This is a genomic window from Pseudomonas profundi (assembly GCF_008638305.1).
GTDB lineage: Bacteria > Pseudomonadota > Gammaproteobacteria > Pseudomonadales > Pseudomonadaceae > Halopseudomonas > Halopseudomonas profundi.
Genome location: NZ_VTPZ01000008.1, coordinates 74,538 through 90,167, shown reverse-complemented (window position 1 = coordinate 90,167; position 15,630 = coordinate 74,538). Strand labels below are relative to the sequence as shown.

The window sequence follows — 15,630 nt, the reverse complement described above, 5'->3', positions numbered from 1 at the left end:
GCGCGAGCCTGACGCCAGCCTGCATCGCTTCGACAAGAACGGAGCTGTGATCGTTCTCGACAAAACTCTGGCCAGGCGCGGGGGTGACGAGGCAGATGCGTCGCAAATGCACTTCAATCAGCTATGCTGCGATCCCAGCATTGCAAAATGCCACCTGCGTCAAAACATTGAGCGTCGCTATGAATTTTAAGCATGCGCCTGTGTCGACAGGGAGCTCGACCTATCGAGCCTTAGTAGCACATGGAAAAAGCCCGAGGTCATAATGATGCAACGGAAGCCCGGCCCATTTCTCGCACGATGGATGTTATTGCTGGCGGCATTTCTGGCGCTGCTGGTGAGTCTGTCGATGGCATTGCCAGGGGTATGGCTGGCAGTGCTGGGCGGCTCCTTCTATTACGCCATTGCCGGCGCGGCGGGCGCCTTCGCCTGCCTGCGGATCCTGGGCGGGCGATACGGCTCCGGTGTCGGACTCTTTGCCCTGGTCACTATTGGCACCATCCTCTGGGCGCTATGGGAAATCGATATCAAAGCCTGGATGCACGCCTGGGGCTTCGATCTTGCCGGGCGTACTGGCCTGCATCTTGGTTTGCTGCTGGTAATGGTGCTGGCGCTTGCCTTCATCAGCGGGGAGCCTTCGCGCCGCTCGGACCACGGACTGGCGGCGATGATTCTGGGCATTCCGTTGTTCTTGCTTGCCCTTGTGGCGGGTGTTGGATACCTGGTTCGCGGCTCAACGGACGATCCGCAAACGCCGACTCAGGCAACAGCGACCGGTGCCGCGCCACTGGCTTCCGCGGTTGAAGCGACAACGGACCCGGAGGAATGGCGAGCCTTTGGGGGAACCAATCACGGGCAACGTTTCTCCACCGCGGACCAGATCACGCCGGAAAATGTCGCGCAACTGACGCAGGTCTGGGAGTTTCACACCGGCGATCTCCCGCCCAACAAGCGCGTGGCCTATGCCTTCCAGAACACGCCGATAAAGATCGGCGACAGCCTCTTTGTCTGTTCGAGTAGCAACCAGGTATTTGCCCTGGATCCCGCAACCGGGGAGCAGCAATGGCACTTCGATCCTCAGGTCTCGCCTGATGCCATGGAATCGATGCAGAGCGTGGCCTGCCGAGCGGTGGCCTATCATGCATCGACCAATGCTCAACCTGACGCTGGTCAGTGCGGGCAGCGCGTATTGCTGACTACTGCAGACAGTCGACTGATTGCCCTCGATGCGAACACCGGTGAGCAATGCCGCACGTTTGGCAACAGCGGTACGGTAGACCTGGGCGAAGGGCTCGATAGCCAGGAGACCGGATTTGCCTCAAGCACTTCCGGGCCGGCTGTCGTCGGGGATCTGGTGATAGTAGGTCAACAGGTGAGCGACAATCAGCGCCGGGACGCGCCTTCAGGGGTAACACGCGCCTATAGCGCACTGACCGGCGAGCTTGTCTGGGCATGGGACGCCAAGCGCGTCGACCGGCCACGCCATCGCCTTGGCCCCGGAGAAACCTGGCCGCGGGGCACGCCAAACGTCTGGACCCTGATCTCGGCCGATGAACAGCTGGGCCTGGTCTATCTGGCCACCGGTAGCCCTGCGAATGATCACTGGGGCGGCGACCGCAGTGTAAAGGAAGAAGAGTACACAGCATCGGTGGTTGCCGTTGACGCTCTGACCGGCGATACCCGCTGGCATTTCCGCACCGTGGACCATGATCTATGGAACTATGATCTCGGCGCACAGCCCACGCTGACTGATATGGAGATCGACGGTGAGTGGCGCCGCGTCCTGTTGCAAGGTACCAAGAGCGGTTCGATCTATGTGCTCGATGCGCGCAATGGCGAACCCCTCACGCCCGTTGAACGGCGCGCCACACCAGAAGGCACCGTCGAGGGTGACTGGACCTCGCCGACCCAGCAGTATTCCACAGGCCTGCCCAATTTTGCCGGCGCACCGGGACGCGAACCCGAGCTGATCGCCGAGGAACATCTGTTCGGCCTCACCCCCCTCGACGCACTGTTCTGCCGCATCCAGTTCAAGCGCATGCGTTACGAAGGGATCTACACACCGCCCACGGACCAGGGCGATGGCACCCTGGTATTTCCTGGCAGCCTGGGAGGGCTGACCTGGGGCGGCTTATCGGTCAATCCGGAACAGCAGATTCTGATAACCAGCAGCAGTCGCCTGCCGGACCGGGTGAAACTCTACCCTCGGATGCAGGTACTTGATCCACCCGTGGGCAGCGGCGGCGCGCGCCCAGACCAGAGCATCACGCCGCAAGCCGGTGCGCCGTTCGGCGTCGACAACTCGATGTGGCTATCGCCGCTTGGGGTGCCCTGCCTCGCGCCGCCATGGGGATTTCTTTCGGCAACGGACATGCGTACCGGACAGCTACTCTGGAGCCAACCGCTCGGTACCGCCGAAGATGCAGGTCCGCTGGGCATTGCTACCCGCATGAAATCACGTGTCGGCACACCAAATGTTGGCGGCGCGGTGAATACGCGCAGCGGCCTGACCTTCATCGCTGCTGCACAGGACAATTATCTACGCGCCTTCGATACGCGCACGGGTGATTTGCTCTGGGACGGTCGTTTACCGGCTGGCGGACAGGCGAGCCCCATCACCTATATTCATGCGGGGCGGCAGTACGTCGCGATAGCCTCCGGAGGCGATGCGCGCCTCGACACTCGCATCGGAGACAGCGTCGTGGTGTTCGCTCTGCCGCAATAATTATTAACGATAACGCCGCTGGCCCATGCCCCATAGTTGGCCTAGCCTGTGACTTGCGGCTGCCGATATGCGCAGCCGCAACATTGAGAGATTGTCATCGAGGACTTATCGCGTCGCAAGCGCCAGCGTGAATGAAGCAGCGTGGGCCCTCGTTCTCTCACAGGGCAGCAATGGCTGCGGTAAGTATTCGGGGCTTTCGGTCCACCTTGGCTGTAACAGCCCTGCCGGAGGAGTAGCCAACATGTCCAGTAAATCCGGTGTCGCTCTGTTGTTCTCGAGCACAGCTACACCCGAGCATGAACGACAAACATTCCAGGCCGTGGGAACGAGGATCGCGCGGCTATTAGAGGTGCCCTACCAGGGGATTTTCGCCGATACAGCCTCGTCAGGCGCCCTCCCCTATTTCGTCCCTTCGGACACGCTGGTAGGCGTCTCAAATTATGAGAAACTGGCCATTCGTAACGAGAGCGATTTTTTCGGCGGTCTGGTGGCGCAACCATTCATGGGCACCAAAGCGATCTCCCACCCGCTTCACCGTTCCGCAACATATCAACCCGAAGGCTGGACTGATGGCTTTCATTCCATCGCCGCGGACGCCGTACTGCCAGGCTATACCGCATTCTGCATAAAGGATGCGCTCGCTGCAGGAGCCGAGATGCTCCGAGCCGGGTCCATACGGCTCAAACCGGTCCTGGCGCGGGCGGGAAAAGGCCAAAGCGTAATAACCAGCCTGACCGAGTTGAAAGGCTTCATGGATCAGATCAATGAGACGGAACTGGCAATATGGGGCCTGGTCCTGGAAGAAAACCTCACTGATGTCATAACGTACAGCGTGGGCCAGGTAAGACTCTGCGGCGTGGTTGGAAGCTACTGCGGAACGCAGCGGTTAACCCGCGACAATACCGGCCAGCTGGTATACGGCGGTTCGGATCTACGCGTAGTGCGAGGGGATTATCCCGAACTGCAAAAGCTCGGCCTCTCGTCTGCTTTCAAGCTTGCAGTCGAGCGTGCACAGCAATATGAACGCGCCGCACTGGAGAGCCTGCCGGGGATTGTGCTGTCCCGCCGCAACTACGATGTCGCCGAAGGCACCAATCAACGTGGCGAACGCGTAACCGGTGTATTGGAGCAATCCTGGCGTATCGGCGGAGCAAGCAGCGCCGAGGTCCTGGCTATCGAAATGCTGAGCGCCGACCCCTCGCTCGCCCAGGTGCAAACCTCGACGCTGGAGATCTACGGCGAGGATGCTGAGCTCCCCGCTGACGCAACAGTGGTATACAGCGGGGAAGACAGCGAAGTGGGTTACCTGACCAAATGCGTAAAGGCGAACCATGACAGCTAACAAGGACCCCATCGATATTCTGGTTGAAGATCAACACATAGCCGGCACCTTCATGGCGCCCGAGTCAAAGATGCCCGGCATTCTTTTTGTCCACGGCTGGGGCGGTAGCCAGGCGCGCGACCTTGAACGTGCCAAGGGCATCGCCGGCCTGGGCTGCGTGTGCCTTACGTTCGACATGCGTGGTCATGTCGCAACGCAGGTTCAAAAGGAAACGGTCACCCGGGAGCACAATCTGGCGGACCTGCTTGCTGCGTACGACCAATTGTCCGAGCATCCGGCTGTCGACCCGTCCTGCATCGCCGTCATTGGTACCAGTTATGGCGGCTATCTGGCTGCATTCCTGACCACCCTGCGTCCGGTCAAATGGCTCGCGCTGAGGGTCCCAGCACTGTACTGGGACGATGAATGGACAACGCCCAAGCAAGCTTTGGACAAGATCAAATTGATGGATTATCGGCACGGCCGCCTGACCCCGAAGGATAACCGGGCGCTGGCGGCCTGCGCCGGGTTCGAAGGGGACGTGTTGTTAGTGGAATCGCAATACGATGACCGCGTGCCCCACGCGACCATCATGAGCTACCGCTCCTCCTTCGTCAGTGCCCACTCCTTGACCCACCGAATTATCGACGGGGCAGATCACGGACTCAGCCGCGAAGGATGCCAGGAGGTGTATACCAAGATTCTCACGCGCTGGGTCAGTGAGATGGTCATAGGCGCGCGCGTCGGTATCTGAATAGTGTCGGGCGGCCAGCGAGACTGGCCGATCGGCCGCGTTTCGGGCACCATTACCGGATGACTCAGCACGCCCCACTCCCCCCTTCGTTTGTCTATCAGCGAGCCGTTGAACAGCAAGGTTTCGAGATCGATCCGGCACAGGATCACGCCGTGCAGCTGCTGGATGACTGTCACCACGCCCTGCATTCCAACCATGCAACGACGGTGTCCGGTGTTTATCTCTGGGGGCCGGTCGGGCGTGGCAAAACCTGGTTGATGGATGCGTTTCATCAAGGGCTGACAGTGCCGGCGCGACGTCAGCACTTTCATCGTTTCATGAGTTGGGTCCATCAGCGGCTGTTCCAGCTGAACGGCACTGCCAATCCGCTGCATGCGCTGGCCGATGAACTGGCCCGTGAAGTCCGAGTACTCTGTTTTGACGAGTTGTTCGTCAACGACATCGGCGATGCAATATTGCTGGGCAACCTGTTTCAGCTCGTAGTTGACCGCGGCGTCGTGCTGGTGGCGACATCCAACCAGGCGCCAGATCAGTTGTATGCCGATGGATTCAACCGCGAGCGCTTCCTTCCGGCCATCGCTGCCCTTAACCAGCACATGCATGTTCTAAGCGTGGACGGCGGGATTGACCACCGCTTGCGCGGTGGTCATAGCCATCAGCGATACTGGGTCGTCAACGAGACGCATGCGGGCCCTCTACATGATGTTTTCAACCAGTTGAGCAGAGGCGCACCGGCAAATGCAGGGTCTCTGCAGCTGGGTCACCGCAAGGTGCCTGTCATCAAATATTCACCTTCAGTCGCCTGGTTCGGTTTCGATGCGCTCTGCCAGCAACCTCTGTCCACGCTTGATTTCATCGGCCTGTGCGACAGATTCCAGGCGATCCTGCTCAGCGGTGTTCCTTGCCTTAGCGCCGCACAGCGACCTGCACGGATCGCTCGGGGAACTGAAGATGGTGTGCGCCAGGTGATCGCGGGTGATCGGAAACTACCCCGCCTGGCGTCTCACGATGACAGCGTGCGGCGCTTCATTGGTTTGGTCGATGAATGCTATGACCGGGGCGTCCCTTTGTATATCGAAGCAGCGGTTTCCTTGTCCGAGCTGTATACCGAAGGTTATCTCACATTTGCCTTTCGCCGTACCCTGAGCCGCCTGCATGAAATGCAACTGGAACGGTTCGGCGCCGATCACACCAGAGCCGATTGATGGTCCAGGGGCAGCTGATCAAGCGCTATAACCAACGAAGGCCTCAGCGCTCGATTCGAAAACGCAGAGCTCTTCCATTGCGTCGGCGATCAGTCGGCGTGCGCGCTGCTCACCTATCACCTCAGTGATAGCGTCTGACATTCGGGTTTTACCTCGTAGCACCGCATAACGAGCGTATTTTCGTGCTTCAGCCTGGTACATGGCATCCGCGCAACCATAGCCATCCCAATCTGTGACCGACGGCAATGGAGCGCGAGCTGCGGTCCCCGCTACCAGGCGAGGCCGGGCCGTTTTATGGTGATCGCGCATGTTGCCTCCTTGTTATAAATTGTTCCGCCATCAGCGCCGGCGCCGTATCGGCTGCACCAGTACGGTGGCCCGGGCGGTGCGATACCAGGCCCAGGCATATCCAACCAGCAAATAGGGCGCAATGAATACCGACGTAAACGACAGCAGTGCCAGGAGTGAGTAGCTCATGTCATTCGCAGAATGCTGCTCCGGCCGGATACCACCCAGAAACCCGACCGCTACGTGCGCCGGATTCAGGAGCGTCAGGGCTGCGGCAATAAGAATCATCGATGCCAGACACGTGGTAACCATAGCCAGACCCGACAATCCGCCAACAAGCCGCACAAACCAGGTCAGCAAAGCGACACGCCACAACGTGACCAACCCGAACAGACTGGCATTGACGAACTGGGCATCACGCAAGGACAGGAAAGATTCCACCGGAATCAGAAATACCAGGCCGGGAGGCGCGGTCATCATCAGAAACAGCAGCAGTTCAGACAGCGAACAGTTTCGCGGACGGAAAGGCAAAAGTAATAAACGCAGCACCAGGGCGAGCGTTACGACATAGAACAGCGAGCCCAAGCCAAGCTGTTGCCAGAGCTCGGCGCGCGGGTTGTTCCAATAGCGACCGATCCCCACTAGCAGCGTAATACCTACACCGCAGGCGAAATGCCACGGCCACTGTCCACGAAACCTATCGCCAGGTTGGCGAAAGGCAAGCACCCGCCCTATATCCGCCAACACCCTGCGCAGCACAGTGACACGGTCAGGCGTGGCGTGTGCCCCCATCCGCTACTGCTGCTCCGCCGGCGCAGGCTGCTGAACAGGCTGAACGGCGGACGCCGCTTCATGGCGGATCAGAGATATTCGATATGAATTTTCGGATTTCTGCGCCAAGGCCAGCACAAATCCCTGTGGAATGGCGTCTTCGTCAATATCTATCGCGCCGTCCAGCTCATCCTGTAACGCGTTGCGATAGGCGTTCAGGGCCTGGAAATCGAGCGCCGAACCGGCTCCCGTCAGAACGATGCCGATACACAGCAAACGGCCTGGAAAAACCTGAAAGAACTGAACGAAATCAAAGCCATAGGTTTCGGTGTAATAATCCCGGTCCGGACCGAATATCAGAGAGATCACGCCAAGGATCATCAAAGTCACGCCGGCGCAGCTGATCAGATTGATCCATGTAGTGGTCGGTCTGGATGTTTCCAAGCGGATTTCGGCTGGCAGATCCCTGAACCGGATCGCTTTGCGTGCTCGATCCACTGTGAAGTCCCTTCCCATCATCTTTGAGCCGTCCTTCGCCCATGCATTGACGTCAGGGTTAACCTGACCACAACGGGATTCTGCAACCGCTAGGCCTGCAGGCCAAGCCCGCGTTACCGGGAATGGGAGCTGGTTCGCTGGTTATATACAGTGGGTCTGGTTTTCCGTTGTCCGGAACAAAGGATGCCCTGCCCCAACCAACTCGATCTTCTCAAGCCGGTACCCCTTCAGCGTTATTCTCCTGTCGGTTTGCACAGCGTATCCTCCTTCCGATCGACCCATCATTTCACTGGTAGCGGCTTTACGCTTTCCGCCGAGCTGCCGCGAAGAGGTTCAGATATGTGGTTCCAAGGGAAACAGCTCCAGCGGCTGGAACGAAAGGTTGCGACTGAGCAGCAATCACTACGGCAAGCACAGCAAAGGATAGAAGAGCTTGAACAGCGCAACGCCGATCTCGTGACCGAGCGGGGTCAGTTACAGCATGAGCGGCAAATCAATCAGCGAGTCATGTCGGGGTTGTCACGTTTCGGCGACTCACTGTCTTCACTGCGAGGTTCTTTTGCTGGTCTGAACAGTCTGCTCGATTCACGGCGTGCTGATTCGCAGCAGATCGCCACCGAGTCATCGAGTAGTGCCCGCGCGATGCTGGAGCTGATTGCCAGTCTCGCGGGAATCAACCAGCAGATGAACGATACTGCTGAGGGAATGCAGAATCTCAACGAAGACGCGTTGGTCATCAACCGTCAGGTTGAATTGATTCGCTCGGTTGCCGACCAGACAAATCTTCTCGCACTCAACGCGAGTATCGAAGCAGCGCGCGCCGGTGAACATGGGCGTGGCTTCAGCGTGGTCGCCGAAGAAGTCCGCGCTCTCGCTGCGCGTACTGACCAGTCGTCAGGGGACATTGCTGGCGTGGTAGAGCGTATCCGCCATCGTGTTATCGATGCCACGCAACAGAGCCAGACCAATGCACGCACAACCGAACAGCTAAGCACATCCGCCGAAGAGTCCCGGGCGCGAATGGATGGCTTGCTTGAACTGGCACAGATATCCTCAGCGACGTTGGAACAGGCCGCCTTTCTCGCAGAGATAGAGTTAGCCAATCTCGAAGAGCTTGAAATCAAATTGACGGTCTACCAGGTTTTATCCGGACAATCCGACCAGACCTCAGCTGCCATACCGGATGAGACCGAGTGCCGGTTGGGCCAATGGTACTACCAGGGCGAAGGCAGCCGGCTGTTTCGTCGCGAGGGTGGTTTCACTGCCATTGAAGAGCCACATCGAGCGGTTCATCGCAATGCTCAAGCGGCATTGGATGCGTATTGGGCAGGTCGGTACGAAGAGGCCATCACCGCCATGGAGGAGATGGAACGCAATAACCTGGACGTCATGGAACGCATGCGGCGATTGATAACCACCGCGGATCGAACTATGGCTGGCGGCTGACGGGTCCAGTTCTCTTCTTCAGGCCCGCCAGTTTCTGTAGCGCTGCAATCGGAGGTCTCGCGATAGCCATGCACTGCGAATCGCATTTCATGCATTCTTTCTCTAACCAGACAATCATGGCAATAACGCCTCTGGCAGCGCGTGCCGACATCCAGTTGCGTTGGTGCTGTTGTAGCCATGGTCATCCTGGGATCATCTAGCGACACGGGCGAGGATACTTCGCAAGGCGTGAGAATCAGAATACGAAGCGGACCGGCGTCTGGATCTCGAGACGGGCATCGATGCTGATTTCGTAGCGGGCCAGGCCACCGGCTTCAGCTGTTTCTGCGATGGGCCATGCGATATCCGGCTCTACAGCGAGCCTGGAATCGTTCCATGCGGACACTGGCTCGTCGTCGGTGCTGATCAACGTGACCAGAACTGAAGCGGCTATAGCGACAAGAGCGACGGTCGTGCGATGAAGCAGGGGCTCGTGGCAGCGGGACTGGCAGGGTTTAAAATCGATGGACATAGGATATCCGTTCCTTGTGGAAACACCGTGTCGTGACTGAAGCAACGCCAGTGCAAGATGCGAATCAGGTCGGCGTTACGAAGTAGCCGGCTTACCGAACGGCCTGGTGAGCACTCAGCGAGGGAGGGATTGTGTTGCTGCGTCGCAGGAAGTTCAATCACCCTGCTGTCAATTCGCGGTGCAGTTCTCAACTGGACAGATATGTGTTCTGAAGGGCTGGCCGAGCCTGGTGACGGCCAGCCTCCGGTCGTCTGGTTTGAGTGCGCCGCAATGGCACGCCCGTGACGATGCAAGCCCTTTCTGAGCCCGTCAAACAGTGCGCCGCCAATGGGACAGATGCCACCGCAGCTCCAATGGCGGATTCGATGACCTCGCTCCTGTCGCGGGGAAACCCACTGGTTAAAACCTGAGAAGCCGTGCCCCTTGAAGTTCATCAGCTCATCAAAGACTGACACCTCTGGTGACAAGCGCAGTTAATGCTGGTTAGGCTAGGTTCCAAGCCTCTGAAAGTGAGTGGAGACAATTGATGACCGGTACCAATCAGGTCCCAGCAAGATTACTGGCGAATGCCGACAAGGTCGTGGTCTTCACCGGCGCCGGGGTATCTGCCGAAAGTGGAATACCGACGTTTCGGGACCGCCTTTCGGGCCTGTGGGAGCGCTTTGACCCTTCTCGACTGGCGACACCGGACGCATTTCTGGCCGATCCCGAGCTGGTGTGGGGATGGTATGAATGGCGACGAATGCAGATATGCAAGGCAAAGCCCAACGCCGCGCACATCGCTATCGCTGAACTTGCCGCACGGGTACCGGACCTGACTGTGATTACCCAGAATGTCGATGATCTGCATGAGCGGGCCGGCAGCATTGATGTCCTGCACCTACACGGCAGTCTGCACACGCCGCGCTGTTTTGACTGTAGCGCCCCCTATCCGGACGTTTCCGCGATGCCTGAAGAGCCTGAAGCCGGTAGGCGGCTGGCACCGCCGCGGTGTCGACAGTGCAGCGGGATGATTCGCCCGGGAGTGGTCTGGTTCGGCGAGTCGTTGCCAGAGCAAGCGTTTGCACGGGCCTTCGACGAGGCCGGCCAGTGTGACCTGTTGCTTTCAATCGGCACGTCCGGATTGGTGCAACCCGCAGCGCATATACCGGCGCTGGCCTTGGCCGCAGGTGCCAGCGTTATCCATATCAACCCACAAAGTGTTGATAGTCAGACGCAGAACGAGCACAGCCTCACCGGTGCGGCGGGAGAGATGTTGCCTGACCTGATCAGGAGAGCCTTTAGCGGCTCCCCATGAACACATTACTGAAACATCCAGAAATTGGGGTGCTCTGAAGTGGGCTGTACCGTCTGCTGCCGGGCCGGGCGAACACGTTGAAAGATGTGTTTGATAATGCTCATGATTGATCCCTCTGACTGGTGGAAACTGCGCGAATCTTGGCCCACCAGAACCCATAACCAAAATATATTGCTGCTATCTGGCTCATAGCTTTTGTTGTAAAGCCTTCTTCCGCGTTGAACGTATAGCCGTTACCCGTTTCTGATAATCAGATTTCGTCCGTTGCGTTCATCATCCCGTTTTCATGTTGAGTCTTACCCGGAGCATTCAAGCCATGGCAAAAAACCGACTTCCACGACATGTTGGCTTTATTCCGGATGGCAACCGACGTTGGGCCGTGGAACACGGCATGGCGAAAGAAGCAGGATATGGATACGGAATCGAGCCCGGCCTTCAGCTGTTCGAGCAATGCAAGCAGATTGGCATTGAGGAGGCATCCATCTATTGCTTCACACAGGACAATACCAAACGGCCGGCTACGCAGAAGCATGCGTTCCGTGACGCGTCGGTGGCCTTCGCGTTGGAGGTGGCACGCAGAGGCGCAGCCTTGCTGGTGGTAGGCGATGAGACCTCGGCCCAGTTCCCCGAGCAGCTTCGTCCGTTCAGGGAACGTCAAGGCGAGGGGATCAAGGTCAATCTGCTGATCAATTATGGATGGGAATGGGATCTGGCCGGCATGCGTACCGGCGAGCTGCGTTCCGACGCGGTGTCGCGCCTGGACCTTATAGTGCGTTGGGGCGGCGGTCGCAGGCTCAGTGGTTTCCTGCCAGTTCAATCGGTGTATGCGGACTTTTTCGTACTGGAGCAATACTGGCCGGACTTCGAGCCGCAACATTTTCACGAGGTGCTCGCCTGGTTCCGCAAGCAGGATCAAACGCTTGGGGGATAGCGCTCCATCGCGATTGCGCGGGCATTACCTCTCCTTCCGGCCACGCTCGGTGGGTTGAAGGTGAACGCTAAAGGCTCTACCGGGTCTATCGGAGTAACGAGCACCCTGAAGGAGAGAACAATGGCTATTCTGAAATTACTCGCTACTGCAGTCACTTTCGCTTCGATCAGCTTCAGCCTGCCGGTGGCCGCCCACGATCATAACGATGCGGAGCATGGCACCGAGACCAGCATGGAACATCAGTCACCCGCCGCTAATGCTGGCGGAACCCCGGGCGAGCAAGGCGTCGGCGGCTCCGTCGAGGTTCCCGGCTCGGACGCCGGTGCCGAGGAAACGACTCCGTATGACGATGTGGGTGAAGATGTCGAAGAACCCCGCGACGACCGCGAGCTTGATGATGTGACGCACGATCGAAACAACGACTGAGAGGCAGGAGACCGGCTTGCGGTTAACTAACGATTACAACCAGGCGGAGCTGATCGAGCGCGGCTTGTTCGTGGTTCTCATGCAGGACGAAGGCTGGACAATTGCCGACGGTCCCGGGACGCGGATACTTGCACTCGATGAGCTGGAATCCGCCGGTTATCACTTGCCGGTTCGATTCGAGCGTTACGAGGATGCCGCTGCCGCTATTCGTTCCGGTCCGCCAGAGTGGTTCAGCACCCAGCCTGACTCGCCATGGGTCAGGCACTGTTTGAGTGTGGGCGCAAGATATCATCCTGATTACGAAGCGCCTTCCGGCCCTTCCAATCTGTCCAGCAAGTCCGGCTGACTGCGCTAGCGCCTAACCACTCGTCGGTAATACCGACACTGAAATACCCCCCTGAAAACGCCCCGAAGCGGCTTGGCCGGCACCTTGCCGGCCAGAAGCCATCTCCTATACGGACGCCCCGTTGCGCTTGTTTCGCGGGACGCGTTTAAACGTCAGGCACCGGCAGCAGAAATAGCCAGTATTTAGCTATCATTTTGCAACACATTATCTGAACCTATCTGACATAAGCGGGTCCAATACGCCCCCATTGAGCATCCATTCCGCTTCGACTAGGATGCCGTCCGTTCGCATATCGCCGCTTTACGCGGCTGCCGGTAATGCGATCAGAGCAGTTCCTTTCCTTCGTTTCACTCAAGCGCAAGCCTGCCCCTGCAGGTACAAAGCGCTCCAGGAGATGTGCCAGAATGGCAAGAACCCCGAAAGCAGTCGGCAAATGGATCGCAGCCGTTACCTTTGGCCTGTTTGCAACCACCAGCGTGGCTACCGCCTCAGTTGATCTGGTTGGCTTGAACATCGCCGGTGCCGAATTCACCAGCAGCGCATTGCCAGGTAAGGCAGGCACTCATTATTTTTTCCCTTCTCGTAAATTGCTGGAAACATGGAACGACAAGGGCATCCAGACCATACGCTTCCCGATCAAGTGGGAACGCTTGCAACCCAAGCTGAACAAGGATTTTGATCCGATATACGCTGGCCTGATCGACAAGCTGTTCACCGACGCAGCAGCCAGCGGCATTGATGTATTGCTCGACGTGCATAACTACGCCCGGTACCGCGGAAACATCATCGGCAGCAGCGCCGTCCCCCACAGTGCTTTCCGGAATCTGAACGAGCGCATTGCCAAGCGCTGGGGTAACCGCAGTGCATTGATCGGCTACGACATCATGAACGAGCCCTATGGCAGCGCCGACAAAAACTGGCCGACCGCGGCACAGGCCGGCATCGACGGCATCCGCAAACACGATCGCCAGACTGCTATTTATATCGAAAGCATGTCTTACTCCAGCGCAGCGCGTTGGCACTGGTACGCGGACAAGCTGCTCAGGTTGAGGGATCCAGTCGACAACCTGGTGTTCTCTGCTCACGTTTATCTTGATCCGGACGGCAGCGGTAACTACAAGAAGGGCCCTGCTGCCAATCTCGATCCGATGATTGGGGTCAAACGCGTGCAGCCCTTCGTCAAATGGCTGAAGAAGAACTACAAGCGCGGGCACATTGGCGAGCTCGGGGTTCCGAGTGATCCGAAATGGCTGGAGGCGATGGATAATACCCTGGCCTACCTTCAGGACAACTGCATTCCTATGACCTACTGGGCTGCTGGTCCGTCCTGGGGCAAGCACAAGTTGTCGGTCGAGCCTAACAAAGACGGTTCAGACAAAGCGCAGTGGAAGGTTCTGAAAAAGTATGTCGGCCAGGGTAACTGTTCAGTTATCGGACCCACGCCGTAACGGTGGTTGCTTGATCCCGGTGAAGCGCGGACGCGCTTCACCGGAACGGGTACTCAACATCACTTCATTAAAACGTCCTTGGCACGATTGATCAGTGCGGCCAGATAGGTACTTCCACCCCGATCGGGGTGCATCTTCTGCATCATAAGCCGATGGGCTTGCACGATCTCCTCCCGCGTAGCGCCCTGCTCCAATCCCAGAATCTCCAGCGCATCCTGCTCTGATAGCGAGCGGCCGCCGTCTTCATTTCCTGTCTGTGACCCTTCGTCCGTCGCACGGGGATCATCTTCTCGCCAGGAATCACCGAAGCGTCGATCCAGATAGGATTCCAGCAAACGCGCAGAATCTTCATCGCTTTGCCGGCAATAACCCAACAGTTCGATAAACTCAGCCTCCCCCAGCTCCGACAGCTCTCGCCCGCTCATTGGACCGGCAAGAATCCGTCCGGACATGTCACCAGAGTCATGATCCAGTGTCATTTCCAGTATCGACGTAGCCACCCGCGACGTATTGCCCGTCTTCGGCTGCGTCCGTGAGCCCATGCCCGGAATGCCGCCACGGAACAGTCGCCCCAGTACCAGACCGGGGAGTATGCGACGCGCCAGGGGCAGCAGGCCTGCGAGCAACCCCAACACCAGATAGAAACGACCGCTAAGCGCCAGAAAAACAAGAACCAGCACACCGCCTATCGCCACCAGCATCGCTGCTGCCCGGGGGCGTTGAGCGGGCGGTTGGCTGCGTACCCACGCCCAACCGAGCGCACCAAACAGTGCCAGCAGGAGCAATAAGGCAATCATCAGCGTATCTGCCGGGTCAGGCGCTTGACCTCATTCGAGCTGCGCTGTGAGTAGTCCCGTAGAGCCTTGGCGCCGCCCGAGGCATAGACAGCCACGGCGCCAAGCAAGTCCTTCAACAATTGCGGGCTGCGGCGATCGAAGGGGGCGTAGGCTCCGCCTGACAATTTGCTGATCTGCTGAAAAACGGCCGACGCATGCGGGTCGTTGCCCTCCTGGAACATGAATACGGGTGTGCGCAACATGCCCAGCTCACCCGCTATATGACAGAGCTCATCAATGGGTTCTTCGCAGCAGTCTCCGATAAAGACAATGGCTTTTACTGGCTGGGTGCGGGTCTCGTCACGTGCATGCGCAAGTACCCGGCTGATCTGAGTGATGCCGCCAAGGCATTTCACTCCGTTCATCAAGCCGAGTAACTGGGCGGTGTCGCGGACGAATCGGGTCGATTTGAATTCGCGGTAACCACGGTAATAACAAAGTTGTATGGCCAGCCCGCCGACGTCCCGCGTCGCCAGAAAGAGTTCACTTTGCAAGTGGCTCGCCTGGTCCCAGGTCGCTTCGCGGCTGGCGGTAGCGTCAAGCGCAAAGATCAACCGCGCTTGTCCCGCCGCCCCCTTGGGCAAGGTGCGGACCTGATGTATAAACTGGTCGATGGCGCGTTTGTCGGACTGCGCAGGTAAGGATTTGTCGGACATAGGCATCAGCTAGCTTGAACGGAACAGAATCGGGCCGTCACCCGGCGGGTGACGGTTCTGAGTTCAGCTTACCGGTAAAACCCCTTCCGGTAGAACCCGGAATGTATCCCGGCATTACCGTTCAGCGCTGGCGCAGACCATGCAGCCGCTCGCTTCAGCCAGCGGCTGCGTTCA

The 15,630-nt window shown here is 58.4% G+C and carries 16 protein-coding genes and 1 pseudogene; 11 read left to right on the top strand and 6 right to left on the bottom strand.

All coding sequences use genetic code 11. The features are described from left to right. Positions 1 to 262: 262 nt before the first annotated feature. From FZE95_RS12175 to zapE, 4 genes are all read left to right on the top strand, one after another. Entirely contained in the window at positions 263 to 2,722 is a 2,460-nt protein-coding gene (locus FZE95_RS12175; RefSeq protein ID WP_223825049.1) for a membrane-bound PQQ-dependent dehydrogenase, glucose/quinate/shikimate family, read from the top strand. Between the two features lie 241 nt (positions 2,723 to 2,963). After that, entirely contained in the window at positions 2,964 to 4,064 is a 1,101-nt protein-coding gene (locus FZE95_RS12170) for a DUF3182 family protein (RefSeq protein ID WP_150301140.1), read from the top strand. Beyond that, positions 4,054 to 4,797: an alpha/beta hydrolase family protein gene (locus FZE95_RS12165; RefSeq protein ID WP_150301139.1), complete on the top strand. Its 744-nt coding sequence runs from the start codon at positions 4,054 to 4,056 to the stop codon at positions 4,795 to 4,797. Before FZE95_RS12170 ends, FZE95_RS12165 begins: the two co-directional genes overlap by 11 nt. 59 nt (positions 4,798 to 4,856) lie before the next feature. Further along, the gene (gene zapE / locus FZE95_RS12160) at positions 4,857 to 6,002 is read left to right on the top strand and encodes a cell division protein ZapE (RefSeq protein ID WP_150301138.1); all 1,146 of its coding nucleotides are present in this window, start codon (positions 4,857 to 4,859) and stop codon (positions 6,000 to 6,002) included. Positions 6,003 to 6,020: 18 nt separating this feature from the next. On the opposite strand, the gene FZE95_RS12155 is transcribed toward zapE, so the two are convergent. The 3 genes from FZE95_RS12155 to FZE95_RS12145 are packed head-to-tail and all read right to left on the bottom strand — an operon-like array spanning position 6,021 to position 7,559. Further along, the gene (locus FZE95_RS12155; RefSeq protein ID WP_150301137.1) at positions 6,021 to 6,311 is read right to left on the bottom strand and encodes a hypothetical protein; all 291 of its coding nucleotides are present in this window, start codon (positions 6,309 to 6,311) and stop codon (positions 6,021 to 6,023) included. A 30-nt stretch (positions 6,312 to 6,341) separates the two neighbouring features. After that, on the bottom strand, positions 6,342 to 7,082 hold the full coding sequence (locus FZE95_RS12150) for a hypothetical protein (protein WP_150301136.1): 741 nt from the start codon (positions 7,080 to 7,082) through the stop codon (positions 6,342 to 6,344). Positions 7,083 to 7,085: 3 nt separating this feature from the next. Beyond that, the gene (locus FZE95_RS12145) at positions 7,086 to 7,559 is read right to left on the bottom strand and encodes a hypothetical protein (protein WP_150301135.1); all 474 of its coding nucleotides are present in this window, start codon (positions 7,557 to 7,559) and stop codon (positions 7,086 to 7,088) included. A gap of 183 nt (positions 7,560 to 7,742) precedes the next feature. Here FZE95_RS12145 and FZE95_RS20090 point away from each other — a divergent pair. Continuing rightward, positions 7,743 to 8,546 (top strand): annotated as a pseudogene (locus tag FZE95_RS20090) (methyl-accepting chemotaxis protein); the annotation flags it as partial. Between the two features lie 33 nt (positions 8,547 to 8,579). After that, a complete protein-coding gene (locus FZE95_RS20085) occupies positions 8,580 to 9,005 on the top strand; it encodes a CZB domain-containing protein (RefSeq protein WP_223825052.1) in 426 nt (141 codons plus the stop codon). A 235-nt stretch (positions 9,006 to 9,240) separates the two neighbouring features. On the opposite strand, the gene FZE95_RS12135 is transcribed toward FZE95_RS20085, so the two are convergent. Beyond that, complete coding sequence (locus FZE95_RS12135; protein ID WP_150301133.1) at positions 9,241 to 9,516, bottom strand: hypothetical protein; 276 nt, start codon at positions 9,514 to 9,516, stop codon at positions 9,241 to 9,243. A 526-nt stretch (positions 9,517 to 10,042) separates the two neighbouring features. Here FZE95_RS12135 and FZE95_RS12130 point away from each other — a divergent pair. From FZE95_RS12130 to FZE95_RS12110, 5 genes are all read left to right on the top strand, one after another. Beyond that, positions 10,043 to 10,813, top strand: coding sequence for an SIR2 family NAD-dependent protein deacylase (locus FZE95_RS12130; RefSeq protein ID WP_150301132.1), 771 nt, complete (start codon positions 10,043 to 10,045; stop codon positions 10,811 to 10,813). Positions 10,814 to 11,099: 286 nt separating this feature from the next. Continuing rightward, positions 11,100 to 11,744, top strand: a complete 645-nt coding sequence (locus tag FZE95_RS12125; protein ID WP_317845780.1) for an undecaprenyl diphosphate synthase family protein — start codon at positions 11,100 to 11,102, stop codon at positions 11,742 to 11,744. A 120-nt stretch (positions 11,745 to 11,864) separates the two neighbouring features. Then, entirely contained in the window at positions 11,865 to 12,170 is a 306-nt protein-coding gene (locus FZE95_RS12120) for a hypothetical protein (protein WP_150301130.1), read from the top strand. Between the two features lie 16 nt (positions 12,171 to 12,186). Beyond that, positions 12,187 to 12,516, top strand: a complete 330-nt coding sequence (locus FZE95_RS12115) for a hypothetical protein (RefSeq protein WP_150301129.1) — start codon at positions 12,187 to 12,189, stop codon at positions 12,514 to 12,516. A gap of 404 nt (positions 12,517 to 12,920) precedes the next feature. Then, the gene (locus tag FZE95_RS12110) at positions 12,921 to 13,964 is read left to right on the top strand and encodes a glycoside hydrolase family 5 protein (RefSeq protein ID WP_150301128.1); all 1,044 of its coding nucleotides are present in this window, start codon (positions 12,921 to 12,923) and stop codon (positions 13,962 to 13,964) included. A 59-nt stretch (positions 13,965 to 14,023) separates the two neighbouring features. On the opposite strand, the gene FZE95_RS12105 is transcribed toward FZE95_RS12110, so the two are convergent. Next, positions 14,024 to 14,761, bottom strand: coding sequence for a J domain-containing protein (locus FZE95_RS12105; RefSeq protein WP_150301127.1), 738 nt, complete (start codon positions 14,759 to 14,761; stop codon positions 14,024 to 14,026). Beyond that, complete coding sequence (locus FZE95_RS12100) at positions 14,761 to 15,456, bottom strand: VWA domain-containing protein (RefSeq protein WP_150301126.1); 696 nt, start codon at positions 15,454 to 15,456, stop codon at positions 14,761 to 14,763. Before FZE95_RS12100 ends, FZE95_RS12105 begins: the two co-directional genes overlap by 1 nt. Positions 15,457 to 15,630: the final 174 nt, after the last annotated feature.